The organism is uncultured Paracoccus sp., assembly GCF_947487305.1.
Taxonomy (GTDB): domain Bacteria; phylum Pseudomonadota; class Alphaproteobacteria; order Rhodobacterales; family Rhodobacteraceae; genus Paracoccus.
In genome coordinates, this window is record NZ_CANKWH010000017.1 from 16,405 (window position 1) to 42,268 (window position 25,864).

Below are 25,864 nucleotides of genomic sequence, written 5' to 3' on the forward strand. Positions count from 1 at the left end.
GGCGGCCTCGTCTATCGTCGGGTTGACGCAGGCTGCGTTCGGCCGATCCACAGACCCAGCGCCAGACCCGCCACCGCGCCGCCCAGATGCGCCTGCCAGGCGATGGCGGGCACGAGCAGCGTCAGGCCCAGATTGAGCACCACGATATTCGCCACCGCCCGCCACAGCGGCCCCATCGGCTGGCCGCGCTGGCGGCGGCGGATGGCGACCAAACCGACCAGCGCCCCGGCAAGGCCAAAGACCGCACCCGATGCGCCGACCATCGGCCCTGCGGCGGGGGCCATCAGCGCAAACAGGCCGGCGGCGGCGATCTGGCAAATCAGATAGACCAGCAGCATGACGCCCGGCCCGGTCAGCTTGGCCAGTTCGCGCGCCACCACGGCCAGCGAGACCATGTTCATCGCCAGATGCAGGATGCCGCCATGCAGGACGCCATAGCTGAAGAACATCGCCAGTTGCTGGCCGGGATAGACCGGCCAGAGATCGTGGAAGAGCCGCGACCAGAAGCCGCCGTAGACGGTCGCCATGCCGCGCGCGTCGGACCAGCCGGCCAGTTGCAGCGCCACGATCAGCAGTTCTATCCCGCAGCAGAGCAGGATCAGCGCGACCACCCAGCCCGGCAATTGCCGCCATGTGCCGGTTTCGGACTGCACCGCGTTGACCGCCTCAGCCCTGCGGCCGGTCGTCATCGGCCTTGATCTGGCGGGCCTCGTCGATCAGCATGATCGGAATGCCCTGCCGGATCGGAAAGGCAAGGCCGGCTGCGCGCGATACCAGTTCCTGCCGGTCGGGGTCATAGTGCAGCAGCGTATGCGTGACCGGGCAGACCAGAGCCTCGAGCATGTGGCGGTCAAAACCCGGGGCGTGTGTGGCTGTGTCGTCAGTCATTGCAGTCGTTCCTCGTGTTCGCCGCTGCGCAGCGCATATTCGATCAGCCCGTCCAGCAGCGCCCGCCGTTCCGCCAGGGTCGGGGCTTCCAGCAGGGCCTGCTTTTCCTCGACATCCAAGGGCAACAGCATCGACAGTGAATTGATCAGCGTCTCGGTCTCGGCGGCGCTGGCATTTTCCCAATCGGTCGACAGCTCGCGCTCTTCCATGAAGCGTTTCAGCCGTTCCAGGAACGGGCCGCGCTGGAACTCGGGGTCGGACTCGGTTCCGCCCAGATCGATCCCGAAACCGCTCCAGTCGGCACGGCCGGTCAGGTAGGGCTGAAATCCCTCCTCGGCCTCGATCAGCCGAAAGCGCGATACGGCGCGCAGCTGGATCAGCATCCGGTTGTTGTCGGTCTCGCTGAAGGCGACGACGCGACCGGCGCAGCCGACCGAAGCCAGACCATCCTCGTGCGGCTGGATCATCCCGATCATCCTGTGGCCGGATTTCAGCGTATCCTCGAGCATCTGCAGATAGCGCGGCTCGAAGATCTGCAGCGGCAGCCGGGCGCGCGGCAGAAGCAGCGCCCCCGGCAAGGGAAAGAGGGGAACCCGGTCAGGAAGGGGATGCGGCGTGCGCATCACGCAAAGATCAGCGAGGACAGCCGGCGACGGCCTTTCTGGGCCAGCGGATCGGTGGGCTTGAGGCTGTCGAAGATGGTCAGCAATTGCGCCTTGGCCGCGCCCTCGTTCCACTCGCGGTCACGGCGGAAGCTCTCCAGCAGCACATCGATGGCCTGCTCCACTTCGCCCGCCGCATGCAGCGCCTGTGCCAGTTCCAGCCGCGCCTGCTGGTCGGCGGGGTCGGCATCGACCTTGGCCTGCAGTTCGGCCAGCGGTCCGGCATCGGCGGCCTGACGGGCCAGTTGCAGCTGCGCGCGGGCGGCCTCGATCGGGCCGCTGCCGGTGATCGCGGCGGGCACTTGGTCCAGCGCGGCGGCGGCGGCATCGGCGTCCCCCTTGGCCAGATGGGCGCGGATCAGCCCGCCCCAGGCCTGCGGGTTCTCGGGCTCTTCCTCGGCAATCGCGGCGAAGGTTTCGGCGGCATCTTCTGCCGCGCCTTCCTCCAGCATCGCCTCGGCGGCGGCCAGCGCATCGGCCAGCCCGCCATCATCGCCGCCAAGCGCGACCAGCTTGTCGACGAATTGCTTGATCTGGCTTTGCGGGATCGCGCCCTGGAAGGCATCGACCGGCTGGCCTTGGAAGAAGGCATAGACGGTCGGGATCGACTGGACCCTGAGCTGCCCGGCGATCATCTGGTTCTCGTCGACATTGACCTTGGCCATGCGCACCCGGCCCTTGTGGCGGGCGACTTCGGCCTCGAGCTGGGGGCCAAGCGTCTTGCAGGGGCCGCACCACGGCGCCCAGAAATCGACGATCACCGGCACGGTCATCGACATGTCGACCACCTCGGCCATGAAACTGGCCTCTGTCACATCCTTGATGAAATCGCTGGCGGCAGGGGCGGCGGCGGGTTCGGAACCAAGGGTCAGCATCGCGTCTCTCATCTTGCAGGGTCTGGGCATAGATAGGGCCATGCCCCCTTGGGTTACAAGGTCAGCGTGGCTCGGGCGGGATCATGCAGAGCGGCAATCCGGCGGGCAGGACCAACAGCCCCGCGCCCCGACGATAGATTTCTGCGGCACTGACATTGCTGACCGTGGCCGTCAGGCGGGTCGCATGGACCAGCCGCGCCTCGGGCAGGCGGGCCAGCAGGTCGGGCGCGGGTGCGATGACCAGCGCCGAGGGCGCGGCGCCGGGGATGAACATGCCACCGGCCTTCAGCGCCAGCCAGCCGAGGGCGAGGGCCAGCGCATAGGTCAGCACACGCCTCATCAGTAGTCGTGGATATGTTCAAGCCGCGCGCCCGAGGCATCCAGATCGCGCAGGCGGCTGGCAAGATCGGGCACCTTGACTACGATCAGGTGCCGCATCTCGTGGCTGCCCTGCAGGGGAAAGGTGAAGATCGCGCCCAGATCGGCGGGGCCATTGGTGATCGCGGTCAAAAGGATGTCGTCATTGCCGGCGATCTCGACGACCTGCCCGCCCTCGCCGGTGATGCGCTGCAGGATCGTGGTCAGTTCCCGATAGCGCGGGGTCTTGATCTCGAACCCTTCGGGGCGGCGCTGGATCACGGTGACGCCGGGGATCGCGGTCAGTTGCGGCTCGGTCAGGCCCGTGACCACGGCGCGCAGCGTCAGCTCGTCCTGACCGGTCGCAGCCACCGCGCCGGCGATGGCGCGGGCATAGGCGGCCTTGGCGCGGTACTCGATACCAAGGGCAAAGCGACGCTCACGGTCGCGGAAGGCGCCGGTCGCGGCATCGTCCAGCGCCTGTGCGTCCCTGGTGAAATCCCACCGATACCACGGCGTCTGCTGCAGGAAGGCGGCATAATCCGCCGCCTGCTGCGCCGACAGCCGGTCCAGCGGGCTGTGATCCGGCCCACGAACCCATGTTGCCACGCGGCCAAGCGTTTCTTCGTAAGCCGCCTTCAGCATCAGTTCCAGCGTGAAGCTGACGCCGATGGTGTAGATCGTCGCCTTGGACTCTGTGGTGAAACCGCCATGCGCATCCGCCATCTCGGTCAGCGGGCAGAGCGAGGACCAGAAGCCGCCGATGGCCTGCAGGAAGCGGAAATCATCCGGGTCGCCCGAGGCGATGACGCGCGCGTAATCGGCATAGGCGTGGACGATGTGCCATTCGGGATAGGTGGTGAAGGTGCGCGACTCGTCGCGGGTCTGGCTGACGATGGGGCTGTGATCCTGCGGCAGGGGTTCGCCCCGGCACATGGTCTCGTTGCGGATGACCGGCAGGGCCAGCAGCAGAAGGACGACGAGCAGTGCCAGCACCCCGCGCTTCAGCCAGCGCCAGAGGAAGCTCACTTCCGCGCCCCTGCCAGCAGGGCAAAGCCGCCCAAGAGGATATGGGGCGCATTGGCCATGATCTTGAAGCCGAAGGGCAGGTCGAGGACGCCGTTATTGACGATGCCGAGATCGAGATAGCCCGACCCGACTGCCAGCCCCATCAGCCCGTCGGCCAGATAGAGCGCGCCGAAGATCAGCAGGAAATTCCGCGCCGCCCGGGCCGAGATCAGCGCCGCCGCCAGCGCCCAGAGGGCCGAGCCGAGATGCAGGAGGTCGTCAAAGATATCCAGCGCGAAGACGCCGAAGGCCAGTCCGTCCGGGTCGGTCAGGCCGGGAATATAGTTGATCGATGCAGCGCCCAGCAGGGCCAGCGCATAAAACAGGGCAACCTTTTGATGAAAACTCATAGCGGCTCCAGATATGTGTCCCACAGGGCGTTGCGCAGCGTCAGTTGCGGGTCCAGCAGGCGTTTGGCAGCGGCCAGCCGCTCGGCGCGGGGATAGATGCGGGCGAATTGCTCGACCGTGGCATGGGGGCGATAGGGCAGATAATAGCTGCCGCCGATGGCGGCGATGCCGTCGATCAGCTCGCGCGTCAGGCGGGCCATGTCGGCCTCGGACCGGGCTGACATTTCCTGGCTGAAGGACATGACGGCGGCAAGGCGCGGGGTCGGGGCATAGGCCAGCCAGCTGTCGGTATCCGCCGCGACATAGCGGATGGTGACGTTCAGCATCTCCTGATAGCTGGGCGGGATCGCCTGCTTGCAGACGGCGATGAAATCCGACCAACGGTCGGGCGGCACGAAATATTCGTGCAGGATGTCCGTCCGCGCCGGATCGCCGTCATCCAACGTGGCGACAGGCTCGTTCATCAGGCTGTTGCGGGTCGAACTGCCGCCCAAGCGCGGGTTCAGGCTCGCCTCGGTCCACCAGCGAAGGTGCTTCATCGGCTCGCGGTAAAGCTGCGCGCGATAGATCCGGGCCGCCACCTTCGACACCCAGCCCGAGCCGCTGGCGGGCGGCAGGTCGGTCTGGTCCTCATTGGGGCGATAGGCGATCATCAGCCCCTGATCCAGAAACCCCGCGCGATCCACCGACAGGCGGCCATAGGCCATGCCCACCGCCGGATCGTCCAGCGCCTTCCTAAAGGCATCCGCGAGGCCCGTTCCCAGCATCTGTTCGAAGCTGGGCGTCACGCGCGCATTCGGCGCCGCCTCGACCTCCATGGTCAGGATCAGGCCAATGAGTCCATAGCCGCCCATCGCCATGCCGAACAACTCGGCATTCTCGGTGCGCGAGCAGGTGACGACCTCGCCATCGGGCAGCATCATCGTCAGGCTGCGCACGGTCGAGCCCATCGGCCCATGCGGCACCGGCCAGCCATGGGCGTTGACGCTGAAGGTCGCGGCAAGGCCGAAATCATGGTTCGACTGCATCACCTTGGGCGACAGGCCCACCGGGTCCAGCGCGGCGATCACCTGCGACCAGCGGGCATTGCCAGGCGCGAGATAGGTCTGGGCGGCGCTGTCGATCTCGATCCGACCATTTTCCCAGCCAAGCGCGGTGCCGTCGCGGGGCAGCGATTGCCCGCCCATCGAATGCCGCGCGGCGGACAGGCACAGCGGCCGCCCCGCCGCCTGCGCCTCGGCCAGTTCCGCCCGCAGCCGCGCGATCAGCGCCTCGCCGGGGGCCTCGGTCAGGATGATATGCTTGGCGATCGGCGTTTCGGACAGCAGCGAGGCATCGTTCAGTGTGCCCTCGGGCGCGGGACCGGTCAGCGGCACCCCGTCCAGCGTGTCATGCCAGGGGGCCAGCCGGTTCGCGGCCCAAGCGCCGATGACCGCGCCCGTTCCCAGCAGCAGCGCGCGGCGCGAGAACCGGCCCATGCTCAGAGATCGAAACTGGCGAAGACGGGCACGTGGTCGCTCGGCTGTTCCCATCCCCGGACCGGGCGCAGGATGCGGCTGCCGTGACCGGCATTGGCGATGTCGGGCGTGGCCCAGATGTGATCGAGTCGCCGGCCCTTGTCGGCGGCATCCCAATCCTTGGCGCGATAGGACCACCACGAGTAAAGCAGCCCGGACGGAATGTCCTGCCGGGTGATATCGACCCAATTCCCGGCATCCTGTGCCGCGCCCAGATGCTCGACCTCGACGGGGGTATGGCTGACGATCTTCAGAAGCTGCTTGTGCGACCAGACGTCATCCTCGCGCGGGGCGATGTTCAGGTCGCCCACCATGATCGATTTCTGCGGCTGGTCGGCATGGAAGGCGTCGCGCATCTCGGTCAGGAAGTCGAGCTTCTGGCCGAACTTCTCGTTCTGCGCGCGGTCGGGAATGTCGCCGCCCGCCGGGACATAGAAATTGTGGATCGTGACCCCGTTCTCCAGCCGAGCGGCGACATGGCGGGCATGGCCGAGGCTGGCATAGTCACGGTCGCCGGCGTCCTCGATCGGCAGGCGCGACAGGATGGCGACGCCGTTATAGCCCTTTTGCCCGCGCGCCACGACATGGCGATAACCCAGATCGGCAAATCCCTGCAGCGGCATCTTCTCGACCGGCGACTTGATTTCCTGCAGGCAGAGGATGTCCGGTGCTTCTTCCGACAGCAGGCGCGCGACCAGCGCCTCGCGCAGGCGGACCGAGTTGATGTTCCAGGTGGCAATCGTGAACATGGGCATCCTCATTCTCATTCGCGGCGGAGACTAGCGGCGCGCTTGGGCCGTGTCGAGTTCGGCCGGAAAAAGGCCGTTGTTCCCCGCCCGTCCTGCGGTCAGGATGCCGCCCAAGCGGAGCAGGGAGCGCGCCATGACCATCACCATCGACGAGGCCCTGACGCGCGGTGGCATCGGCCGCTTCCAATGGCGCCTGCTGGGCATCTTCGGGCTGGTCTGGGCGGCGGATGCGATGCAGGTGATCTCGGTTGGCTTTTCGGCGCCGTCGATTGCCGCGAGTTTCGGCCTCAGCGTGCCGCAGGCGATCCAGTATACCGGCACGCTGTTCTTTCTGGGCATGTTCGTCGGCGCATACCTCTTCGGGCGGCTGGCTGACCGCATCGGGCGGCGGCGGGTGCTGCTGATCACCGTGGCGGCTGATGCGATCTTCGGCCTTGCCGCCGCCTTTGCCCCCAGCCTCGGCGCGCTGATGGCGCTGCGCTTTGTCACCGGCATGGCGGTGGGCGGTACGCTGCCGGTCGATTACGCCATGATGGCAGAGTTCCTGCCGCCGAAGAACCGGGGCCGCTGGCTCGTCTGGCTGGAGGGGTTCTGGGCCGTCGGCACCATCGTCATCGCCCTGACCGCCTGGCTTGCCAGCGTGAACGGCGCGGCCGAAGCTTGGCGCTGGATCTTTGCCGTGGCGGCCTTCCCGGCGCTGATCGGCTTCTGGCTGCGGCTGTGGCTGCCGGAATCGCCGATGTTCCTCGTGCGTCACGACCGGCAGGACGAGGTGCGCCATGTGATGAACCGGGTGCTGACCACCAATGGCAAGGCGCCGCTGCCCGAGGGTGCCCGCATCACCACCGCAAGCCATGACCCGGCCTCCGAAACCTCGATCTTCGCCCCGGCACTGCGGGCGCGGACCCTTGGCATCCTGACCGTCTGGTTCCTCGTCTCGCTGTCCTATTACGGGGTGTTCATCTGGCTGCCGGGGCAATTGGCGGGCGATGGCTTCGGCTTCGTCCGGGGCTATGGCTTCCTCCTGATCCTCGCGCTGGCGCAGGTGCCGGGCTATGCGCTGGCCGCCTGGGGGGTCGAAAACCTGGGGCGGCGGGTGACGCTGATGGGGTTCCTGCTGGCCAGCGCGGCGGGCTGTTTCCTCTTCACCATCGCGACCTCGGCCATGATGATCGCCGCCGCGCTGATCCTGATGAGCTTTGCGCTTCTCGGCACCTGGGGCGCGCTTTACGCCTTCACCCCCGAACTCTACCCGACCGCGCTGCGCGGCACCGGCATGGGCACGGCCAGCGCCATCGCCAGACTGGGGGGCATTCTCGCCCCCAGCCTCTTGGGCGCGATCATCGCCAAGGGCTTTGGCCTTGCCATTGGCACATTTGCACTGTTGCTTGTGCTGGCGGCCATCGCGCTGGCGGTTCTGGTCAGGACCGAGACGCGCGACCGGGCCATCGGCTGAACGGCAGGAGGACGAGATGGGTCAACTGGTCAACGGCGTCTGGACGGACGAATGGTATGACACCGCCTCGCATGGCGGCGAGTTCGTCCGCGACACCGCGCGGCATCGCAACTGGATCACCGCCGACGGCACGCCGGGACCGACCGGCGAGGGCGGGTTCAAGGCCGAAAGCGGGCGCTATCATCTCTATGTCTGCTATGCCTGCCCCTGGGCGCATCGGACGCTGATCTTCCGCGCGCTGAAGGACCTCGGCGGTCACATCGACATCTCGGCCGTCCATCCCGACATGCTGGCCGATGGCTGGACCTTCGCGCAGGATTTTCCCGGCGCCGATGGGGACCAGCTGTTCGGCAGCGACTTCCTGCGCGACATCTACCTGCGCGACAATCCCAAGGCCTCGGGCCGGGTGACGGTGCCGGTGCTCTGGGACCGCGAGCGTGACCGGATCGTCTCGAACGAAAGCGCCGACATCATCCGCATGTTCAACGGCGCCTTCAACCGCGTGACCGGGAACGAGGACGATTATTGGCCAGAGAGCCTGCGCCCCGAGATCGAGGCGGTGAACGAGCGGGTCTATGCCACGGTGAACAACGGCGTCTATCGCGCGGGCTTCGCCACCTCGCAATCGGCCTATGACCGGGGCGTCGGGCCATTGTTCGACAGTCTCGACTGGATCGAGGGGCTGCTGGGCCAGCACCGCTATCTGACCGGCGGGCGGATCACCGAGGCCGACTGGCGGCTGTTCACCACCATCTGCCGCTTCGATTCCGTCTATCACACCCATTTCAAGTGCAACCGCCGCCGGATCATCGACTATCCGAACCTCTGGGGCTGGGCGCGGGAGCTCTATCAATGGCCGGGCGTGGCCGAGACGGTGCGGCCGGATCATTACATCCGGCACTATTACTACAGCCACGCGACCATCAACCCGAACCGCATCATCCCGATCGGTCCGGTCGAGGACTGGACCGTGCCGCACGGGCGGGGGTAAGGGGGCAGCCTATCCGCTCAGCGCCTCGCGGTTCTGGCTGACCAGATCGCGCAGGAAATCCGCCACCACCCGCAGGCGAGTGCACAAGGAATGTGGAAAGGCGGCATCCGGCGTGCCGGAGACGGCGCCAAGCCGCCCCCAAAACGAAAGACCCCGGCGGGGATCGCGCCGGGGTCTTCGAACTTTGGTGTGGCCGCATCCTCCGACCACTGGGCTTCGGGGGGTGAACGCCTGCCGGGGCGACCGGTTCCGGCAGTTCACAAACGTTTATTCAGGCCGTGATCGGCTCAGGCGACCAGCCGGTAGCCGCCCGATTCCGTGACCAGCAGACGCGCGTTCGAGGGATCGGGCTCGATCTTCTGGCGCAGGCGATAGATGTGGGTTTCCAGCGTGTGCGTGGTGACCCCGGCGTTATAGCCCCAGACCTCGTGCAGCAGGATATCCCGCGGCACCACGCCATCCTGCGCGCGGTAGAGGAACTTGAGGATATTGGTTTCCTTCTCGGTCAGGCGGATCTTGCGGTCCTTCTGGTCGATCAGCATCTTCATCGCCGGCTTGAACGTGTACGGCCCAAGCTGGAAGATCGCGTCTTCCGACTGTTCATGGGTGCGCAGCTGTGCCCGCAGGCGCGCTAGCAGCACCGGAAACTTGAACGGCTTGGTGATGTAATCATTCGCGCCGCTGTCGAGGCCGAGGATGGTATCGGCATCGGTGTCATGGCCGGTCAGCATCACGATCGGGCATTTGACATTGTGCTTGCGCAGCTTCTTGCACAGCTCGCGCCCGTCGGTATCGGGCAGGCCGACATCGAGGATCACCAGGTCGAAGATATGGCCCTTGCTGGCCTCCATCGCCTCGGCGCCGCTGCCGGCCTCGAGCACGTCGAAATCATCGGTGGCCACCAGCTGCTCGGCCAGGGCTTCGCGCAGGTCGTCTTCGTCATCGACCAGCAGGATCTTTTTAAGTCCAGGCATGCTTGCCTCCTTTGCCTCATTGAGGGATGGATGGGGTCGCGCACCGTTTCCGTCCAGCAACATGTCAGAAATCTCACATGGAGTTGTCGGCAGGGGGCGTTATGTTTCAGATTGTTTCAGAATCCCGGAGCCGATGAGCCTGATCCCCACCCTTGCCGAGACCGTCTCGCGCGCCCGCACCGACCTCAGGATGGGCCTGCCAGTGATGATCGGTGGCCATCTGGCGGCGGCGGTCGAGACGCTGTCGCCTGCGCGGATGGCGGCGATGCAGGCGATGGGGCGGCCGGTCCTGGCGATCACCGAGCGGCGGGCCGAGACGCTGAAGGCGCGGGCCTATGATGCGGGTCTCGCGCGGGTGCAGGTGCCGGGTGGTGCCGATCTGCGCTGGCTGCGGGCCATTGCCGATCCCTCGGGCGATCTGATGACGCCGATGAAGGGGCCGCTGTTCACCGATCGCGGCGGCCAGACCGCGCCGCATCTGGCGGCGCTGGCGCTGGCCAAGGCGGCGCAGCTTCTGCCCGCCGTGCTTGTGGTGCCGGCCCCGCCGCAACCCGGTCTGACCAGCGTGGAGCCCGGCCCGCTGATGGCGCAATTGGCCAGCGAAGCCGCCCTGAACCCGGTCGCCTGCGCGCGCCTGCCGCTTGGCGCGGCCGAGCGGTCGCGGCTGCACATCTTCCGTCCCGATGATGGTGGCGAGGAACATTACGCCGTCGAGATCGGCGATCCGCCGCGCGACCAGCCGGTGCTGGCGCGGCTGCATTCGGCCTGTTTCACCGGCGATGTGCTGGGCAGCCTGAAATGCGATTGCGGCCCGCAGCTGCATTCGGCGCTGAACCTGATGGGCAGTCAGGGGCAGGGAGTGCTGCTCTATCTCAATCAGGAGGGCCGGGGGATCGGGCTGGCCAACAAGATGCGCGCCTATGCGCTGCAGAACCAGGGCTTCGACACGGTCGAGGCCAATCACCGGCTGGGGTTCGAGGATGACGAACGCGATTTCCGCATCGGGGCGGACCTGTTGAAGCGCATGGGGTTCGATCAGGTGCGGCTTCTGACCAACAACCCGCGCAAGGTGGCGATGTTGCAGGGGCACGGGATCGAGGTGACCGAGCGGGTGCCGCTGATCGTGGCGCGGAACCGCCACAACACCGATTACCTGGACGTGAAGGCCGAGAAATCGGGGCATCTGCTGTGAGCCCCTTCGATCTGGTCCTGACCCCGCTTGGCATCCGCTTTCACGGCCGGCTGTTCCCCTGCAGCATCGGCAAGGGGGGCATCTCCGCCGAGAAGCGAGAGGGCGATGGCGCCACGCCTGCCGGGCATCATCACATCACCGGCCTCTGGTATCGTCCCGACCGGCTGGCACGCCCTGCCCCTTGGGCGCGGCCGATCCTGCCCGGCGATCTCTGGTGCGATGCGCCGGATCATCGCGATTACAATTACCACGCCCGCGCACCGCTGCAGGCCAGCCACGAGCGACTGCGCCGCGCCGATCCGCTTTATGACCTGATCCTGACGACCGACTGGAACTGGCCCGAAGCTGTTCCCGGTCGCGGCAGCGCGATCTTCCTGCACCAATGGCGACGCCCACATTTCGGCACCGAGGGCTGCATCGCCTTTGCGCGACCTGACCTGATCTGGATTGCCAGCCGCGCCGAGCCCGGCACGCGGTTGATCGTGCCGCTGCTCGGCTGACCGGCTTCAGCCGTAATCGCGCGCGCCGAAGATGGCCGAGCCCACGCGGATATGCGTCGCGCCTTCGGCAATTGCGGCCTCGAAATCGGCGCTCATGCCCATCGACAGGAAGGGCAGGTTGTTCTGTTCGGCCAGTTTCCGCAGCAGGCGGAAATGCGGCACCGGGTCCTGATCCTCGGGCGGGATGCACATGAGGCCCTGCGGCGCGAGGCCCAGGTCACGGCAGGCGGCGAGGAAGCCCGGCAGTTCATCGGCGAGGATGCCCGCCTTCTGCGGCTCGTCGCCGGTATTCACCTGGATGAACAGCTGCGGCGCGCGGCCCTGGTCGGCGATCTGCTGGGCCAGTTTCTTGGCCAGCGACATCCGGTCCAGCGTGTGGATGGCATCGAACAGCCCGACCGCCGCCTTGGCCTTGTTCGATTGCACCGGCCCGATCATGTGCAGCTCGACGCCGGGAAAGCGGTCCCGCCAGCCGGGCCATTTGCCCTGCGCCTCCTGCACGTAATTCTCGCCAAAGACCCGCTGACCGGTGTCCAGCACCTGCAGAACCCGATCCTCGGGCTGGACCTTGCTTACGGCGATCAGGGTGATGCTGTCTGCAACCCGCCCGGCCTTTTCGGCGGCGGCGGCAATGCGCGTCTTGATGTCGTTCAATCCCATGGCCCAGACCTACCGAAAAGAAAAGAGCGGGCGCAAGGCCCGCTCTTTCCGAAGTTCGTTTCTGAACCGATCAGAACGTGAACTTGATGCCCACGTCGGCAACGGTGTCGGCGATCCAGTCGCTGTCCGCGATGCCGGCTGCAACGGTCGCGCCGCCGCCCAGATCGTAGTCAACGCCGATACCCCAGCTGTCGAACTCAACGTCACCGGTGCCGGCCGGAGCGATGGCGCTGGCCTCGCCCTCGTCACGACGCCAGAAGCCTTTGAACAGCATGTTGTTGTACTCGTAGCCGAGCGACAGGCCGAAGGCGCGATCGTAGTCGTACAGGGTGTTGTCGAAGGTGACGGTGTCGTTGTCGCCAACGCCGAAGTCGATCGACGGACGGTCCGAGTAGTCGGCGTAGAAGGCTTTGGCCATGAACGCACCGGAGGTGACTTCACCGCCAACGACGATTTCTTTCGCGTCGCCGTGCTTGCCGTAGCCGAGGCCAACATTGTAGGTGCCGTTCGAGAAGGTGCCTTCGTAGCTGGCGCCAACCGACCATGCAACATCGGTGTCGGTGTCGTCGTCGGCGTTGCCGCAGACGCCGTCAACGCCGCAGTCGACCGGATCGGTGCCGTAGACGCCGGCCCAAGCATTGTCGCTGCCGTCCGAAGCCGAGGCGAACAGGTTCACGCCCGAGATGCTGTATTCGTACAGGATGTTCGGACCCTGGTCGAGGTTGTTGCCATCGGCGGTCAGGTAGGCCGGCTCGTTCAGGTTGGCGTAGAAGTCGCCGCCGGTGTAGCCGACGCCATACAGGTCGCCAACGGCCATTTCCGAAGCCGAAGCAACGTCACCCATCGACAGTTTGCCGTAGGTGCCCGAGATGTAGACGGCGCCACGGGTACCGTTGGCAGCGCGCTGGTCGCCACGCTCGTGGTCAACGCGGAAGGTCGCGCCATAGGACAGGCCGCTGTCGGTTTCGCCGGTCGCGGTGAAGCGAACGCGGGCACGGCTCGAAAACTGGGCGTCGTTGCCGTCGTACACCAGACCCATGCGAGCGTCGCCGCTCAGCGCGATCTCGGCCGATGCAACACCGGCGGTCATGACCAGCGCGGTGGTTGCGAAAAGAACCTTTTTCATGGTTGTGATCCCTCTTGTCTCTCTCATGCCCAAACCGGATCGCCCGCCTTGGGGATGCATCTGTCATCCTTCTTTCGGTCCCGCGATGCAACGGAATCGCCCACCCGCTCAATTCTTTGCTCTTTTCTGTGATGCACATGCGCCACAGTCGGGTTGAGGGACCGCCGCGGCGCGGCCTTTGCCCAAGACGCTTGTCGCCACCGGCAGTTCCGCGCTAAAGCTGCGACAACCAAGAATGCCCAGTTGACGGGGGACCGGATTATGATCGCACGCGCCGCGCGCCTGACATTCGCCATGACGCTTTGCGCGGCTCTTGCCGCCTGCGGTGGAGATTCGTTCAGTTTCGGGGGCGGCGGTGGTGGTGGAGCCACGGGGCGCGGCACCGATGACCAGATCGCGCTGGAAGGTGATGACCGGCAGCCGGGCGGGCGGGCGGAATCGACCATCTGGGACTTGTTCAGCAATAACGAGAACCCGAACAATACGGTCGCGGTGAACAAGTATCTGTGGAATGCCAGCCTCGAGGTGCTGAACTTCCTGCCGATCCAGTCGGTCGATCCCTATACCGGGGTGATCGTCACCGGTTACGGCACCCCGCCGGGCGGTGGTAGGTCCTATCGCGCGGCGATCAAGATCAGCGATCCGGCGCTGGATGCGCGGTCGCTGAAGGTGGCGCTGCAGGGCGCCGGCGGTTCTGCGGTCGAGCCGGGCACCGTCCGGGCGGTCGAGGACGCGATTCTGACCCGCGCGCGGCAGTTGCGCATTCAGGACGGCAAGCTTTAAACCACACAACCTATCACGGGCCAGTGAACGGGCCAGTGATTTGCCGGGCCACTGGACCTGATCTGCGGCGGCGTATAAACCCGGCGGGCAATCCTGAACGGCCCGAGGTGTCCCATGCCCTATGATCCCGCCCAAAGCGAAGCGCGCTGGCAGCAAGCCTGGGCCGAGGCCGGCACCTTCACCGCAACCCGCGACGAACGGCCGAAATATTACGTGCTCGAGATGTTCCCCTATCCGTCGGGGCGCATCCATATGGGCCATGTGCGCAATTACACGATGGGCGACGTGGTGGCGCGGTTCAAGCGCGCGCAGGGGTTCAGCGTGCTGCACCCGATGGGTTGGGACGCCTTCGGGATGCCGGCCGAGAACGCGGCGATGGAGCAGGGCGGCCATCCGCGCGACTGGACCTATGCCAATATCGCCACGATGCGCGACCAGCTGCGCCCGCTTGGCCTGTCGATCGACTGGAGCCGCGAGTTTGCCACCTGCGACGACGATTACGTCGCCCAGCAGCAGGCATTGTTCCTCGATTTCCTCGAGGCCGGGCTGATCACCCGCAAATCGGCGCAGGTGAACTGGGACCCGGTCGACATGACCGTGCTGGCGAACGAGCAGGTGATCGACGGCAAGGGCTGGCGCTCGGGCGCCGCGGTCGAGCGCAAGGAACTGACCCAGTGGTTCTTCCGCATCTCGGATTATTCGGATGAGCTGTTGTCGGCGCTGGACGGGCTGACCGGCTGGCCTGACAAGGTGCGGCTGATGCAGGCGAACTGGATCGGCAAGTCGCGCGGGTTGCAATTCGGCTTTGCGACGGTCGACGCGCCCTCGGGCTTTGAACGGATCGAGGTCTATACCACCCGTCCCGACACGCTGATGGGGGCCTCGTTCCTCGCGCTGTCGCCGGATCATCCGCTGGTGAAGCTTCTGGCCGAGACCCGGCCCGAGGTCGCCGCCTTTGTCGAGGAATGCCGCCGCATCGGCACCACCGAAGAGGCGATCGAGACCGCACCCAAGCTGGGCTTCGATACCGGCCTGACCGTGCACCACCCGCTGGACCCCGATTGGCATCTGCCGATCTGGATCGCCAATTTCGTGCTGATGGATTACGGCACCGGCGCCATCTTCGGCTCGCCGGCCCATGACGAGCGCGACCATGAATTTGCCACCAAGTACGGCTTGCCGATCCGCGCCGCCTTTGGCGAGCGCGGCATGGATCTGGCCCAAGCCGACGCGCTGGTCGCCAAGGCGGCCTATGTGCCGCTGAAATCCGAGACCGTCACCTATGTCCGCGGCTTTGCCGGCGAGACCGACCAGACCGGCGAAGCGGCGGTCGACGCGGCCATCGCCCATGCCGAGGCGCAGGGCTATGGTGAGGGCGTGACCAAGTTCCGCCTGCGCGACTGGGGTATCTCGCGCCAGCGTTACTGGGGCTGCCCGATCCCGGTGGTGCATTGCAGCCAGTGCGGCACGGTGCCCGAGGCCAAGGCAAACCTGCCGGTGCTGCTGCCGCAGGATGTCAGCTTCGACGTGCCGGGCAACCCGCTGGACCGCCATCCAAGCTGGCGCCAGACCTCCTGCCCGGTCTGCGGTGGCGAGGCTCTGCGCGAAACGGACACGATGGACACCTTTGTCGATTCGTCCTGGTATTACGCCCGCTTCACCGCGCCCCATGCCGAGACCCCGACAGTGCGCGCCGATGCCGATTACTGGATGAATGTGGACCAGTATATCGGCGGCATCGAGCACGCGATCCTGCATCTTCTCTATTCGCGCTTCTTCGCCCGCGCGATGGTGAAGACCGGGCATCTGCCGGACACGGCCAGCGAGCCCTTCGATGCGCTGTTCACCCAGGGCATGGTGACGCACGAGATCTACATGACCCGCGACGAGCGGGGCCGGCCGGTCTATCACCTGCCCGAGGATGTGGTGGACGGCAAACTGGCCGACGGCACGCCGGTCGAGATCATCCCCTCGGCCAAGATGTCGAAGTCCAAGAAGAACGTCGTCGATCCGGTGAATATTGTCGCGAGCTTCGGCGCCGATACCGCGCGCTGGTTCATGCTGTCGGACAGCCCGCCCGAGCGGGACGTGGAATGGACCGCCGCCGGGGCCGAGGCCGCGAACAAGTTTCTCGCCCGGGTCTGGCGGCTGGCCGACGAGGCGCCGGCGGAGGGTGGCGACGACCCCGACCTGACCCGCGCCGCGCATCGCGCCATTGCCGATGTGACCCGCGCCATCGAGGGCTTTGCCTTCAACAAGGCGGTGGCCAAGCTTTACGAACTGGCCAATGCCATCGGCAAGTCCAAGGCCGGGGGTGAGGCCCGCCGCGCGGTGCTGCGGATCATGGCGCAGCTGATGGCGCCGATGGTGCCGCATCTGGCCGAGGATGTCTGGGCGCTGGCCGGTGGGCAGGGCATGGCGGTCGATGCGCCATGGCCCAAGGCCGACCCGGCCATGCTCATCGATGATACGGTCGTCCTACCCATTCAGATCAACGGCAAGCGCCGGGCCGAGATTTCGGTACCCAAGGACATGGGCAAGGACCAGATCGAGGCTCTGGTCATGGCCGATGAAACCGTGCAACGTTTCCTCGAAGGGGCGGCGCCGAAGAAGCTGATCGTGGTGCCGGGTCGGATCGTCAATGTCGTGGCTTGAAGCTCTCTCGCATTCCCGTATGCCCCGCCGCGCGCTGCTGGCGGGGCTGCTGGCGCTGTCGGCCTGCGGGCTGCAGCCGGTCTATGGTCCGGGTGGGGCGGCGAAGAAGCTTTTCGGTCAGGTCAGCCCGGTCGATCCCGACACGCCGGACGAGTTCCTGTTCAACCGCCGCATCGCCGAGCGGCTTGGTCCCGCCGGCGGCGCCTATGAGCTGGACTACACCCTGCGCATTGCCGTGGTGGCGCAGGGGATCACGCCCGACGAGATCACCACGCGCTATTCGCTGAATGGCAGCGCCGATTACAAGCTGACCGAAGCGGCGACCGGCGAGACCGTGACCGAGGGGCAAGTCAGCACTTTCACCTCCTATTCGACCACGGGCACCACCGTCGCCACGCTGACTGCGGAATATGATGCCCGCCAGCGGCTGGCGCGGATGCTGGCCGACCAGGTGGTCACGCGGTTGCTCGCGGCTGCTCCATGATTCTCAAAGGCGGCGAGATCGCGCGCTATCTGGCGCAACCCGATCCGTCGCGCCCCGCCCTGCTGATCTATGGTCAGGACGCGATGCGGGTCTCGATAAAGCGGGTCGAGGCGGTGGCGGCGCTGGCCGGCGCTGACGCCGAGCAGGACATGCGCCTGACCCGGATGGCCGGCGGCGAATTGCGCAAGGACCCGGCCCAGCTGCTGGATGCGATCAAGGAGGTGGGCTTCTTTCCCGGCCAGCGCGTGGTGCTGGTTGAGGACACGCCCGACAGCGCCGCCCCGGCGATCGGCACGGCCATTGGCGAATGGCAGTCGGGCGATGCCGCCATCGTGGTGACGGCCGGCGCGCTGGCAAAATCCTCGGCCCTGCGGAAACTCTTCGAAGGTCACAAGACCGCCGTGACCGCGCCGATCTATGACGACCCGCCGGGCGAGGAGGAGATCACCCGCTGGCTGGCCGATGCCGGGCTGCGCGACGTGCCACGCAATGCCATGGCCGACCTGCTGGCCTTGGCCCGGGCGCTGGACCCGGGCGATCTGCGCCAGACCATCGAGAAGATCGGCCTTTACAAGCATCGCGACCCCGCGCCGCTGACGCCTGCCGAGATCGCGCTGATGGCGCCGGCCAGCATCGAGGCCGATCTGGATGACCTGATCCATGCCGTGGCCGAGGGGAAGCCGGCCGAGTTCGGCGCGCTGATGCGGCGGATCGAGGGACAGGGCACCTCGCCGGTCACGCTGTGCATTTCGGCCCTGCGCCATTTCCGCGCCTTGCACGCCGCCGCCGCCGATCCGGGCGGGCCTGTTGCCGGGCTGATGCGCCAGCGCCCGCCGGTCTTCGGCCCGCGCCGCGACCGCATGGCGCGGCAGGCGCAGGCCTGGGGGATGCGGCCGCTGGAAGAGGCGGTGCATCACCTGCTGGAGACCGACCTGACGCTGCGCTCCAGCAGCCGGGCGCCGCAGATGCCGCTGATCGAGCGGGCACTGATCCGTCTCGCCATGATGCCGCGGGGCCGCCGGTGAGCGAGGCGGTCGACGCGCTGGTGATCGGCGCGGGACCGGCGGGGCTAATGGCGGCGGAAGCACTGGCCGCGCCGGGTCGGCGGGTGCTGGTCGCCGAGGCCATGCCGACGCCGGCGCGCAAGTTCCTGATGGCGGGAAAGTCGGGGCTGAACCTGACCAAGGACGAGCCTGTCGCGGATTTTGCGGCACGGATCACCGGGGGCTGCCTGCCCCTGGACCCCCGGGGATATTTGAGCCAAGATGAGGGTTCTTTCGGGCCGCAGGAAGCCATGGACTGGGCGCGGGGGCTGGGGATCGAACTGTTCACCGGCTCGACCGGGCGGGTGTTTCCCAAGGGCATGAAAGCCTCGCCGCTGCTGCGCGCCTGGCTGGCGCGGCTGGCGGCTGGCGGAGTCGAGGTCAGGACGCGCTGGCGCTGGACCGGCTTCGAGGACGGCTTTCGGTTTGCGACGCCTGACGGGCCGCGAGTGATCCGGCCTCGGGTCACAGTGCTGGCGCTTGGCGGGGCCAGCTGGCCAAGGCTCGGGTCGGACGCGGCATGGGTGCCGTGGCTGCGGGCCGCGGGAGTGGAGATCGCGGAGTTCCGGCCCGCCAATATGGGCTTTCGGGTCGACTGGTCCGAACCGATGCAGCGCCAACTGGGCGCGGCAGTGAAGGGCGTGGCGATCCGGGCCGGCGATGCGGTCAGTCGCGGCGAATGGGTGATCGGGCGGCAGGGGATCGAGGGCGGCGGTGTCTACGAGATCGCGGCGGCACTGCGTGACGGCACGCCGGGCGAGGTCGATCTGGCACCGGACCTGACGGTTGATGCCCTGGCGGCGCGATTTGCGAAACCGCGCGGCAAGCTGTCGCTGGGGAACTGGCTGCGGCGCGGCCTTGGTGATCCGGTCAAGGTGGCGCTGCTGATGGAATGGGGCCGCCCCTTACCGGATGATCCACTGGCGCTGGCGCGCCTCGCGAAAGCCCTGCCGCTGCGCCATGCCGGGCCGATGGGGCTCGAGCGGGCGATCTCCTCGGCGGGCGGCGTCCGGGGCGATGCACTGGACAGCGACCTGCAACTCACGGCACTGCCCGGCATTTTCGCGGCGGGCGAGATGCTGGACTGGGAAGCGCCGACCGGCGGCTACCTGCTGACCACCTGCCTTGCCACCGGCCGCCGGGCCGGTAAGGCGGCGGCGCGGTTGCTGGATCACTGAGACTGCCACAGAATTCCTTTGGCGAAGGCGGGAGGTCATGGCAGGCTTTCCCTCGGTCCAGCCACAGGAGATTCCCATGTGCAATGCCTGCGTGATCGAGTCCGTGAAGCAATCGATGATGAGCCGCCGCCAGCTGTTCAGCGGCGCGGCGGCGACCGGGGCGGCGGCCATCGCCGCCGGTGCCCTTGCTGCCCGGCCCGCATTGGCGCAAGCCAGCGGCAAGGTTGTCGACCTGACCCATGTGCTCGACGAGAATTTCCCCACCTTCGATGGCGTGCCCGGCATCGCCTACGAGGAGGCGGTGAATTTCGACAGCTCCGGCTATCAGCTGTGGAAGCTGACCATCTTTGAACATTCCGGCACCCATATCGACGCGCCGCTGCATTTCTCGAAGGATGGCACCTCGGTCGCCGAACTGGCACCCGAGACACTGATCTGTCCGCTTTGCGTCATCGACATCAGCGCCAAGGCGGCCGAGGACGCCAATGCCATGGTCGAGGCGGCGGATGTCGAGGCCTGGATCGCCGCCCATGGCGAGATCCCGGCGGGGGCCTGCGTGGCGATGCATTCGGGCTGGGCGGCCAAGGTCGGCACGCCGGAGTTCCGCAACACGCCCGACGGCAGCTTTGCCTTTCCGGGATTCGGGAAATCCGCGACCGATCTGCTGGCCGGGATGAATGTCGCGGCGATCGGGGTCGATTCCCTGTCGCTCGATCCCGGCAATTCGGCCGATTTCGCGGTGCATAACTCGTGGCTGCCGGGCGGGCGCTATGGCATCGAGAACCTTGCCAATCTGGACCAGATGCCGGCCGCCGGGGCGACGCTGTTCGTGGGCGCACCCAAGCACGCGCGCGGCACCGGCGGCCCGGCCCGCATTCTGGCGGTAATCTGATGGCGACGGTGGCGCTTTTGTCGGACGAGGCCGCACCGGCGGAAAGCCTTGCGGTCTTCGAGGCGATCCGCACGGCGCGGCAGACCGACTATGTCAACAACTTCTGGCGCGCGCTGGCCCATGATCCGGCGCTGCTCAGGGCGACATGGGAGCGGGCGTCAGAGGTCATGGCGCCCGGCGCGCTGGACCCGTTGGTGAAGGAACTGGTCTACCTGGCGGTCTCGACCGCCAATGGCTGTGCCTATTGCGTCCACTCCCATACCGCCGCCGCCCGCGCCAAGGGGATGACGCCCGAGCAGCATGGCGAATTGCTGGCGGTCATCGCCATGGCCAGCCAGACCAATGCGCTGGCCACCGCGCTTGGCGTGCCGGTGGATGAGCGGTTTCAGGAGGGGCCGTAGACCCTATCTCGCCGCCGCCCGTTGGAAGGCCGGGCGGGCGCGCATCCGGTCGAGATAGTCCGACAGCCGCGCCTCGACGATGGGGAACTTGGCTGCCAGCGCCCAGGTGAGGCAATGGCTCAGGATGATGTCGGGCACGGTCATCCGCTCGCCCAGCAGGAACTCGCCCTCGCCCATCCGGTGGTTCAGGGTCTTCTGGCTGCGCTCGAATTCCCACCGCAGGGTGTTCTTGATCCCCGACATGCGCAGCTCTTCGGGCAGGATGAAGCTGTGCCGGGCGGCGGTCCACAGCGCCGCGTCGAATTCATCCAGGATGAACTGGGTCAGGCTGTCCTGCCGCGCCCGCTCGATGGTGCCGGCCTCATAGGTCAGGGCGCCGTGATGATCGGCCAGGAAGGTCAGGATCGCGGTCGAATCGGTGATCGGCGTGCCGTCGGCCACCAGGATCGGCACCTTGCCCGCCGGGTTGAACTCGACCACGTCATCGCTGCGCGGATTGGCCGGGACGTGCTGATAGGGCAGGCCAAGTTCTTCCAGCATCCACAACACCCGCAGGGTGCGGCTGCCGACGGTGCCGATGACGGTATACATGGTGATCCTCGTGCTGGGGCTGAGGCCATGAGGCCGCAGCCGGCAGGGATCGTCAACCGGCGAAAAGGACTGGCGCGCGTGGCCCCTTACTTGCGGCAGGAGGCCAGTTGCGCGCGATACATGTTGGCGCGCTGGCCGACCTGCCCGGCGACGCGCACCAGCCAGCTTTTGTTCAGGTAGGATTGGCGGGCATAGCCTGACCGGCCCTCGTGATAGGCGAGGTATTGCGAGGCCGCATCCTGTTTCGAGATACCGAGGATCCGGGTCGAATTGTGCATGTACCAGCCCATGAAATCGGTCGCATCGCGGATATCGTCGCGCTGTGCCCGGCGGTTGCCGGTCTCGCGCAGATATTCCTCCCAGGTGCCGTCCAGCGCCTGCGAATAGCCATAGGCGCTGCTTTGCCGCCCGATCGGGATGACGCCAAGCGCGTATTGATGCGGCGTGCGCGCATCGCCGATGAATTTCGATTCCTGATGGATCGCGGCCATCTGCACCGCCACCGGCACGCCCCATTTCCGCTCGGTCGATTTCATCGCCCGGTAATAGGCCGGCCGCTCGGCCACGATGGCGCAGGCATTGTCGAGATTTCGCGGCGCCTTGTAATTGCCGCCGCCGCATGACGCGACCAGCCCGACGATCGCCAGTTTCAGAAGCCTGTTCATGTCACTCGCCCCGGTTTCTTTGTTTTCTGGCGATCATAAGGGAAATCACGCCGGGGTGAAATCACGAAAGGCTCAGACGGCGATCACGGCCTGAACGGCGCGGTTCCAAGCGGAATAACGCGCATCGCGGGTGGCATCATCCATCTGCGGCTCGAACCGGCGGTCGAGCCGCCAGGCCTTGGCGTATTCCTCGGGTTCCGGGCAAAGCCCGGCGCGATAGCCGGCCAGCCAGGCGGCGCCCTGGGCCGTGGTCTCGGTATTCACCGGACGGTCCACCGGGGCGCCGAGGATATCGGCCAGGAACTGCATCGCCGGCTCGCTGGCGGTCATGCCGCCATCGACGCGCAGCACGGCATCGCCGGCCTCGGGCCAGTCGGCGCGCATGGCCTGCCACAGGTCGCGGGTCTGGAAGCCCACGCTTTCCAGCGCCGCGCGGGCGAACTCGGCGGGGCCGGTATTGCGGGTCAGACCGAAGACCGCGCCGCGGGCATTGGGGTTCCAATGCGGTGCGCCGAGGCCGGTGAAGGCCGGGACCATGATGATCTGCTGGCTGTCGTCGGCCTTGGCCGAAAGCGGCGCGGTCTCGGCTGCGTCGCGGATGATCTGCAACCCGTCGCGCAGCCATTGCACCACCGCGCCGGCAATGAAGATCGAGCCTTCCAGCGCATAGGTGGGCTTGCCGTTCAGCTGGTAGGCGATAGTGGTCAGCAGCCGGTTTTCCGAGGTGACGGCATCGGCGCCGGTGTTCAGCAGCGCGAAGCAGCCGGTGCCATAGGTCGATTTCATCATTCCGGGCTGGAAGCAGGCCTGACCCACGGTCGCCGCCTGCTGGTCGCCGGCCACGCCAAGGATCGGCACCTCGCGGCCGAACAGGTCGGCGCGGGTGGTGCCGAATTCGGCGGCGCTGTCGCGCACCTCTGGCAGGATTGCCATTGGCACGTTGAACAGGCGGCACATATCCTCGGACCAAGCGCCCTTGCGGATGTCGTAAAGCATGGTGCGCGCGGCATTGGTGGCGTCGGTCACATGGCTGTGGCCATCGGTCAGCTTCCAGATCAGGAAACTGTCCACCGTGCCAAAGGCCAGTTCGCCCTTTTCGGCACGGGTCCGCGCACCTTCCACCTGATCGAGAATCCAGGCGATCTTGGTGGCGCTGAAATAGGGATCAAGCAGCAGGCCGGTGGCGGCGGTGACGGCGGCCTCCTGCCCCTCGTCCTTCAGCCGGGCACAGAGATCGGCGGTGCGACGGTCCTGCCAGACGATGGCGCGGTGGATCGGCTCGCCGGTCTTGCGGTCCCAGATCACCGTCGTCTCGCGCTGGTTGGTGATGCCGATGGCGTCGATGCGCGGATTGCCGGCGGTCTCGATGGCGGCGCGCGCCGAGGCGGCGGTCGTGGACCAGATATCGCCCGGGTCGTGCTCGACCCAGCCCGATTGCGGGAAATGCTGCTTGAACTCCTGCTGGCCCTTGCCCTTGACCTGCAAGTCATCGCTGAAGATCAGCGCCCGCGATGAGGTCGTCCCCTGATCGATTGCCAGAATGGTCATGGTTTCCCTCCCGAAGCGCCTGCTTCTTCTTCATCGAAATATCCCCGCCGGAGGCATCCGACGCGGCCACCGGGACGGATATTCGGAGGAAGAAGAAAGGGGGCAGGCTGCGCCCGCCCCCGATCCTTGCCGGCGGCTTACTGCCAGCTTTTCACCAGCTCGTCATAGCTGATGGTTTCCGGTTGCGGCTTCTCGTTCTCCAGCTTCAGCTGGGGCGCGATGCCGCCATTTTCCTTGGCGAAGTTGTTCCACCACTCAAGATCATGCTCCTCGGCCATTTTCGGGCCGATATCGCCCTGAACGCCAGCGCGCTCCAGGCGCTCCATCACCTGCTCCTGCTCGGCGCAGAGGCTGTCCATGGCTTCCTGCGCGGTCTTTGCGCCCGAGGAGGCATCGCCGATGGCCTGCCACCACAGCTGCGCCAGCTTCGGATAGTCCGGAACGTTGGTGCCGGTGGGCGACCAGTTCAGGCGGGCGGGCGAGCGATAGAACTCGATCAGACCGCCCAGCTTGGGCGCGCGCTCGGTGAAGCTTTCGTCCTGGATGGTGGATTCGCGGATGAAGGTCAGGCCGACATGGGATTTCTTTACGTCGACGGTCTTCGAGGTCACGAATTGCGCGTAGAGCCAGGCGGCCTTGGCGCGGTCATCCGGGGTCGATTTCAGCAGAGTCCACGAGCCGGCGTCCTGATAGCCAAGCTTCATGCCCTCCTGCCAGTAGGCACCATGGGGCGAGGGGGCCATGCGCCATTTCGGCGTGCCATCTTCGTTCACCACGGGAGTGCCTTCCTTGACCATGTCGGCGGTGAAGGCGGTGTACCAGAACATCTGCTGGGCCACTTCACCCTGCGCCGGGACCGGGCCGGATTCCGAGAAGGTCATGCCCTGCGCGGCCGGAGGGGCGAACTTGCCCAGCCAGTCGAGGTATTTCTGGATCGCATAGACCGAGGCCGGGCCGTTGGTGTCGCCACCACGGGCCACGCAGCTGCCCACCGGGCGGCTGTTCTCGTCGACGCGGATGCCCCATTCATCGACCGGCTTGCCGTTCGGGATGCCCTTGTCGCCGTTCCCGGCCATCGACAGCCAGGCATCGGTGAAGCGCCAGCCGAGCGAGGGGTCCTTCTTGCCATAGTCCATATGGCCGAAGACCTTCTTGCCGTCGATCTCGCGGCCGGTGAAGAATTCGGCAATGTCCTCATAGGCCGACCAGTTGACCGGGACGCCGAGGTCATAGCCGTATTTCTCCTTGAACTCGGCCTTGATGGTCTCGTCGTTGAACCAGTCATAGCGGAACCAGTAGAGGTTCGCGAATTGCTGGTCGGGCAGCTGGTAGAGGTTGCCGTCCGGTGCGGTGGTGAAGGACGCGCCGATGAAGTCGGCGATGTCGAGGTTCGGGTTGGTCACATCCTTGCCGGCATTGGCCATCCAGTCGGTCAGGTTGCGCGCCTGCTGGTAACGCCAGTGCGTGCCGATCAGGTCGGAGTCGTTGACATAGGCGTCATAGACGTTCTCGCCCGACTGCATCTGCGTCTGCAGCTTCTCGACCACATCGCCTTCGCCGATCAGGTCATGGGTGATCTTGATGCCGGTGATGGCGCTGAAGGCCGGGGCCAGCACCTTGGATTCGTATTCGTGCGTAGTGATGGTTTCCGACACCACGTTGATCTCCATGCCGGCCATCGGCGCGGCGGCGTCGATGAACCATTGCATCTCGGCCTCTTGCGCGGCGCGGTCCAGCGTGGAAAGCTCGCCAATTTCGGCATCGAGGAAGGCTTTCGCCTCTTCCATGCCGGCCTGGGCGGCCGTTGCCATCAGCGCAAGCGCCATGGCGGTCGTCAGGTGCAGTTTCATTTGGGTTAATCCCTCCCGTTGTGCCGGCCCTTGCCGGCGGTTGTCACACCCAGCGGAACACCGCTGCGGCGTAAATCAGCGCGACGGCCAGCCCGCCCCAGACCGGAACCCCCATCACCCCAAGCCAGATGAGGCAGATGAAGGCCGAACCGAGCAGGCTGATGAACAGCCGGTCGCCGCGCGTGGTCATGATCCCCAACACGCCCTTGCGCGGCGTCTCGGGGAAGCGGATGGCGAGCCAGGTGAAGAGGATCAACAGGCCCGCGATGATGGTGAAGAACAGGGCGGTCGGAAAGGTCCATGCCATCCAGCCGCCGGGGTCTAGGCTGCCGAACCAGTCCCGGACCTCGTCCTTCATGGGAACCAGCGTGGTCAGCCAGAAGAGGAAGCCCAGCCAGACGAGGCCCGC

At 66.5% G+C, this 25,864-nt stretch carries 28 protein-coding genes; 11 read left to right on the forward strand and 17 right to left on the reverse strand.

The annotated features are described in order from the left end of the window. Nucleotides 1-11: 11 nt before the first annotated feature. The 9 genes from Q1A36_RS16995 to Q1A36_RS17035 form a co-directional block, all read right to left on the reverse strand. The gene (locus Q1A36_RS16995; RefSeq protein ID WP_299846651.1) at nt 12-689 is read right to left on the reverse strand and encodes a rhomboid family intramembrane serine protease; all 678 of its coding nucleotides are present in this window, start codon (nt 687-689) and stop codon (nt 12-14) included. After that, on the reverse strand, nt 667-888 hold the full coding sequence (locus Q1A36_RS17000; RefSeq protein WP_299846653.1) for a Trm112 family protein: 222 nt from the start codon (nt 886-888) through the stop codon (nt 667-669). The genes Q1A36_RS16995 and Q1A36_RS17000 overlap by 23 nt, the downstream gene beginning before the upstream one ends. Next, nucleotides 885-1,511 (reverse strand): LON peptidase substrate-binding domain-containing protein, encoded by a 627-nt coding sequence (locus tag Q1A36_RS17005; RefSeq protein WP_299846655.1) that lies wholly within the window; start codon nt 1,509-1,511, stop codon nt 885-887. The genes Q1A36_RS17000 and Q1A36_RS17005 overlap by 4 nt, the downstream gene beginning before the upstream one ends. Further along, entirely contained in the window at nt 1,511-2,425 is a 915-nt protein-coding gene (locus tag Q1A36_RS17010) for a co-chaperone YbbN (RefSeq protein ID WP_299846733.1), read from the reverse strand. Before Q1A36_RS17010 ends, Q1A36_RS17005 begins: the two co-directional genes overlap by 1 nt. 61 nt (nt 2,426-2,486) lie before the next feature. Continuing rightward, nucleotides 2,487-2,765 (reverse strand): hypothetical protein, encoded by a 279-nt coding sequence (locus tag Q1A36_RS17015; protein WP_299846657.1) that lies wholly within the window; start codon nt 2,763-2,765, stop codon nt 2,487-2,489. Next, entirely contained in the window at nt 2,765-3,811 is a 1,047-nt protein-coding gene (locus Q1A36_RS17020; protein WP_299846658.1) for a hypothetical protein, read from the reverse strand. Before Q1A36_RS17020 ends, Q1A36_RS17015 begins: the two co-directional genes overlap by 1 nt. Further along, nucleotides 3,808-4,200 carry a DUF4383 domain-containing protein gene (locus tag Q1A36_RS17025; protein ID WP_299846660.1) on the reverse strand — a complete coding sequence of 131 codons (393 nt, stop codon included), beginning with the start codon at nt 4,198-4,200 and terminating at the stop codon, nt 3,808-3,810. Before Q1A36_RS17025 ends, Q1A36_RS17020 begins: the two co-directional genes overlap by 4 nt. Continuing rightward, the gene (locus tag Q1A36_RS17030) at nt 4,197-5,678 is read right to left on the reverse strand and encodes an FAD-binding oxidoreductase (RefSeq protein ID WP_299846662.1); all 1,482 of its coding nucleotides are present in this window, start codon (nt 5,676-5,678) and stop codon (nt 4,197-4,199) included. The genes Q1A36_RS17025 and Q1A36_RS17030 overlap by 4 nt, the downstream gene beginning before the upstream one ends. A 2-nt stretch (nt 5,679-5,680) precedes the next feature. Beyond that, nucleotides 5,681-6,472, reverse strand: coding sequence for an exodeoxyribonuclease III (locus Q1A36_RS17035; protein WP_299846664.1), 792 nt, complete (start codon nt 6,470-6,472; stop codon nt 5,681-5,683). A gap of 127 nt (nt 6,473-6,599) precedes the next feature. On the opposite strand from Q1A36_RS17035, the gene Q1A36_RS17040 reads away from it, so the two are divergent. Beyond that, the gene (locus tag Q1A36_RS17040) at nt 6,600-7,922 is read left to right on the forward strand and encodes an MFS transporter (protein WP_299846666.1); all 1,323 of its coding nucleotides are present in this window, start codon (nt 6,600-6,602) and stop codon (nt 7,920-7,922) included. A gap of 16 nt (nt 7,923-7,938) precedes the next feature. Continuing rightward, nucleotides 7,939-8,913 carry a glutathione S-transferase family protein gene (locus Q1A36_RS17045; protein ID WP_299846668.1) on the forward strand — a complete coding sequence of 325 codons (975 nt, stop codon included), beginning with the start codon at nt 7,939-7,941 and terminating at the stop codon, nt 8,911-8,913. A gap of 287 nt (nt 8,914-9,200) precedes the next feature. Here the strand turns inward: Q1A36_RS17045 and Q1A36_RS17050 are convergent, their stop codons facing one another. After that, complete coding sequence (locus Q1A36_RS17050; RefSeq protein WP_299846670.1) at nt 9,201-9,887, reverse strand: response regulator transcription factor; 687 nt, start codon at nt 9,885-9,887, stop codon at nt 9,201-9,203. A gap of 133 nt (nt 9,888-10,020) precedes the next feature. Between Q1A36_RS17050 and ribA the strand changes: the two genes are divergently transcribed. Next, nucleotides 10,021-11,079, forward strand: coding sequence for a GTP cyclohydrolase II (ribA, locus tag Q1A36_RS17055; protein ID WP_299846673.1), 1,059 nt, complete (start codon nt 10,021-10,023; stop codon nt 11,077-11,079). Further along, a complete protein-coding gene (locus tag Q1A36_RS17060) occupies nt 11,076-11,579 on the forward strand; it encodes a L,D-transpeptidase family protein (RefSeq protein ID WP_299846674.1) in 504 nt (167 codons plus the stop codon). The genes ribA and Q1A36_RS17060 overlap by 4 nt, the downstream gene beginning before the upstream one ends. A 6-nt stretch (nt 11,580-11,585) precedes the next feature. Here Q1A36_RS17060 and Q1A36_RS17065 read toward each other — a convergent pair whose 3' ends face one another. Both Q1A36_RS17065 and Q1A36_RS17070 read right to left on the reverse strand, forming a co-directional pair. After that, entirely contained in the window at nt 11,586-12,239 is a 654-nt protein-coding gene (locus Q1A36_RS17065; protein WP_299846675.1) for a YggS family pyridoxal phosphate-dependent enzyme, read from the reverse strand. Between the two features lie 70 nt (nt 12,240-12,309). Beyond that, nucleotides 12,310-13,365 carry a porin gene (locus Q1A36_RS17070; RefSeq protein WP_299846676.1) on the reverse strand — a complete coding sequence of 352 codons (1,056 nt, stop codon included), beginning with the start codon at nt 13,363-13,365 and terminating at the stop codon, nt 12,310-12,312. A 261-nt stretch (nt 13,366-13,626) separates the two neighbouring features. On the opposite strand from Q1A36_RS17070, the gene Q1A36_RS17075 reads away from it, so the two are divergent. From Q1A36_RS17075 to Q1A36_RS17105, 7 genes are all read left to right on the forward strand, one after another. After that, nucleotides 13,627-14,148, forward strand: coding sequence for a DUF3576 domain-containing protein (locus Q1A36_RS17075; RefSeq protein ID WP_299846677.1), 522 nt, complete (start codon nt 13,627-13,629; stop codon nt 14,146-14,148). A 114-nt stretch (nt 14,149-14,262) separates the two neighbouring features. Next, nucleotides 14,263-16,803 (forward strand): leucine--tRNA ligase, encoded by a 2,541-nt coding sequence (gene leuS, locus Q1A36_RS17080; RefSeq protein WP_299846678.1) that lies wholly within the window; start codon nt 14,263-14,265, stop codon nt 16,801-16,803. Nucleotides 16,804-16,822: 19 nt separating this feature from the next. Then, a complete protein-coding gene (gene lptE, locus Q1A36_RS17085; RefSeq protein ID WP_299846679.1) occupies nt 16,823-17,287 on the forward strand; it encodes an LPS assembly lipoprotein LptE in 465 nt (154 codons plus the stop codon). Continuing rightward, the gene (holA, locus tag Q1A36_RS17090) at nt 17,284-18,312 is read left to right on the forward strand and encodes a DNA polymerase III subunit delta (protein ID WP_299846680.1); all 1,029 of its coding nucleotides are present in this window, start codon (nt 17,284-17,286) and stop codon (nt 18,310-18,312) included. Before lptE ends, holA begins: the two co-directional genes overlap by 4 nt. After that, the gene (locus Q1A36_RS17095; protein WP_299846681.1) at nt 18,309-19,508 is read left to right on the forward strand and encodes a TIGR03862 family flavoprotein; all 1,200 of its coding nucleotides are present in this window, start codon (nt 18,309-18,311) and stop codon (nt 19,506-19,508) included. The genes holA and Q1A36_RS17095 overlap by 4 nt, the downstream gene beginning before the upstream one ends. A gap of 76 nt (nt 19,509-19,584) precedes the next feature. Beyond that, on the forward strand, nt 19,585-20,400 hold the full coding sequence (locus Q1A36_RS17100; RefSeq protein ID WP_299846735.1) for a cyclase family protein: 816 nt from the start codon (nt 19,585-19,587) through the stop codon (nt 20,398-20,400). Next, the gene (locus Q1A36_RS17105; RefSeq protein ID WP_299846682.1) at nt 20,400-20,801 is read left to right on the forward strand and encodes a carboxymuconolactone decarboxylase family protein; all 402 of its coding nucleotides are present in this window, start codon (nt 20,400-20,402) and stop codon (nt 20,799-20,801) included. The genes Q1A36_RS17100 and Q1A36_RS17105 overlap by 1 nt, the downstream gene beginning before the upstream one ends. 3 nt (nt 20,802-20,804) lie before the next feature. On the opposite strand, the gene Q1A36_RS17110 is transcribed toward Q1A36_RS17105, so the two are convergent. The 5 genes from Q1A36_RS17110 to Q1A36_RS17130 form a co-directional block, all read right to left on the reverse strand. Further along, nucleotides 20,805-21,392, reverse strand: a complete 588-nt coding sequence (locus tag Q1A36_RS17110) for a glutathione S-transferase family protein (RefSeq protein ID WP_299846683.1) — start codon at nt 21,390-21,392, stop codon at nt 20,805-20,807. 86 nt (nt 21,393-21,478) lie between these two features. Beyond that, on the reverse strand, nt 21,479-22,057 hold the full coding sequence (locus tag Q1A36_RS17115; protein WP_299846684.1) for a lytic transglycosylase: 579 nt from the start codon (nt 22,055-22,057) through the stop codon (nt 21,479-21,481). A 72-nt stretch (nt 22,058-22,129) separates the two neighbouring features. After that, nucleotides 22,130-23,605, reverse strand: a complete 1,476-nt coding sequence (glpK, locus tag Q1A36_RS17120) for a glycerol kinase GlpK (RefSeq protein WP_299846685.1) — start codon at nt 23,603-23,605, stop codon at nt 22,130-22,132. 137 nt (nt 23,606-23,742) lie between these two features. Continuing rightward, nucleotides 23,743-25,455 (reverse strand): ABC transporter substrate-binding protein, encoded by a 1,713-nt coding sequence (locus Q1A36_RS17125; protein WP_299846686.1) that lies wholly within the window; start codon nt 25,453-25,455, stop codon nt 23,743-23,745. A gap of 43 nt (nt 25,456-25,498) precedes the next feature. Beyond that, nucleotides 25,499-25,813 carry a DUF2160 domain-containing protein gene (locus Q1A36_RS17130; RefSeq protein ID WP_366141604.1) on the reverse strand — a complete coding sequence of 105 codons (315 nt, stop codon included), beginning with the start codon at nt 25,811-25,813 and terminating at the stop codon, nt 25,499-25,501. Nucleotides 25,814-25,864 lie beyond the last annotated feature (51 nt).

Excerpts from the sequence above, each read along its gene's own strand:
- Q1A36_RS17125 (WP_299846686.1), bottom strand. The coding sequence starts at position 25,455 with ATGAAACTGCACCTGACGACCGCCATGGCGCTTGCGCTGATGGCAACG.
- Q1A36_RS17075 (WP_299846677.1), top strand. The coding sequence starts at position 13,627 with ATGATCGCACGCGCCGCGCGCCTGACATTCGCCATGACGCTTTGCGCG.
- Q1A36_RS17105 (WP_299846682.1), top strand. The coding sequence starts at position 20,400 with ATGGCGACGGTGGCGCTTTTGTCGGACGAGGCCGCACCGGCGGAAAGC.
- Q1A36_RS17035 (WP_299846664.1), bottom strand. The coding sequence starts at position 6,472 with ATGCCCATGTTCACGATTGCCACCTGGAACATCAACTCGGTCCGCCTG.
- Q1A36_RS16995 (WP_299846651.1), bottom strand. The coding sequence starts at position 689 with ATGACGACCGGCCGCAGGGCTGAGGCGGTCAACGCGGTGCAGTCCGAA.
- Q1A36_RS17015 (WP_299846657.1), bottom strand. The coding sequence starts at position 2,765 with ATGAGGCGTGTGCTGACCTATGCGCTGGCCCTCGCCCTCGGCTGGCTG.
- glpK (WP_299846685.1), bottom strand. The coding sequence starts at position 23,605 with ATGACCATTCTGGCAATCGATCAGGGGACGACCTCATCGCGGGCGCTG.
- Q1A36_RS17115 (WP_299846684.1), bottom strand. The coding sequence starts at position 22,057 with ATGAACAGGCTTCTGAAACTGGCGATCGTCGGGCTGGTCGCGTCATGC.
- holA (WP_299846680.1), top strand. The coding sequence starts at position 17,284 with ATGATTCTCAAAGGCGGCGAGATCGCGCGCTATCTGGCGCAACCCGAT.
- Q1A36_RS17030 (WP_299846662.1), bottom strand. The coding sequence starts at position 5,678 with ATGGGCCGGTTCTCGCGCCGCGCGCTGCTGCTGGGAACGGGCGCGGTC.
- Q1A36_RS17130 (WP_366141604.1), bottom strand. The coding sequence starts at position 25,813 with ATGAAGGACGAGGTCCGGGACTGGTTCGGCAGCCTAGACCCCGGCGGC.
- Q1A36_RS17050 (WP_299846670.1), bottom strand. The coding sequence starts at position 9,887 with ATGCCTGGACTTAAAAAGATCCTGCTGGTCGATGACGAAGACGACCTG.
- Q1A36_RS17070 (WP_299846676.1), bottom strand. The coding sequence starts at position 13,365 with ATGAAAAAGGTTCTTTTCGCAACCACCGCGCTGGTCATGACCGCCGGT.
- lptE (WP_299846679.1), top strand. The coding sequence starts at position 16,823 with ATGCCCCGCCGCGCGCTGCTGGCGGGGCTGCTGGCGCTGTCGGCCTGC.
- Q1A36_RS17040 (WP_299846666.1), top strand. The coding sequence starts at position 6,600 with ATGACCATCACCATCGACGAGGCCCTGACGCGCGGTGGCATCGGCCGC.
- leuS (WP_299846678.1), top strand. The coding sequence starts at position 14,263 with ATGCCCTATGATCCCGCCCAAAGCGAAGCGCGCTGGCAGCAAGCCTGG.
- Q1A36_RS17025 (WP_299846660.1), bottom strand. The coding sequence starts at position 4,200 with ATGAGTTTTCATCAAAAGGTTGCCCTGTTTTATGCGCTGGCCCTGCTG.
- Q1A36_RS17005 (WP_299846655.1), bottom strand. The coding sequence starts at position 1,511 with ATGCGCACGCCGCATCCCCTTCCTGACCGGGTTCCCCTCTTTCCCTTG.
- Q1A36_RS17110 (WP_299846683.1), bottom strand. The coding sequence starts at position 21,392 with ATGTATACCGTCATCGGCACCGTCGGCAGCCGCACCCTGCGGGTGTTG.
- ribA (WP_299846673.1), top strand. The coding sequence starts at position 10,021 with ATGAGCCTGATCCCCACCCTTGCCGAGACCGTCTCGCGCGCCCGCACC.
- Q1A36_RS17100 (WP_299846735.1), top strand. The coding sequence starts at position 19,585 with ATGTGCAATGCCTGCGTGATCGAGTCCGTGAAGCAATCGATGATGAGC.
- Q1A36_RS17065 (WP_299846675.1), bottom strand. The coding sequence starts at position 12,239 with ATGGGATTGAACGACATCAAGACGCGCATTGCCGCCGCCGCCGAAAAG.
- Q1A36_RS17000 (WP_299846653.1), bottom strand. The coding sequence starts at position 888 with ATGACTGACGACACAGCCACACACGCCCCGGGTTTTGACCGCCACATG.
- Q1A36_RS17045 (WP_299846668.1), top strand. The coding sequence starts at position 7,939 with ATGGGTCAACTGGTCAACGGCGTCTGGACGGACGAATGGTATGACACC.
- Q1A36_RS17010 (WP_299846733.1), bottom strand. The coding sequence starts at position 2,425 with ATGCTGACCCTTGGTTCCGAACCCGCCGCCGCCCCTGCCGCCAGCGAT.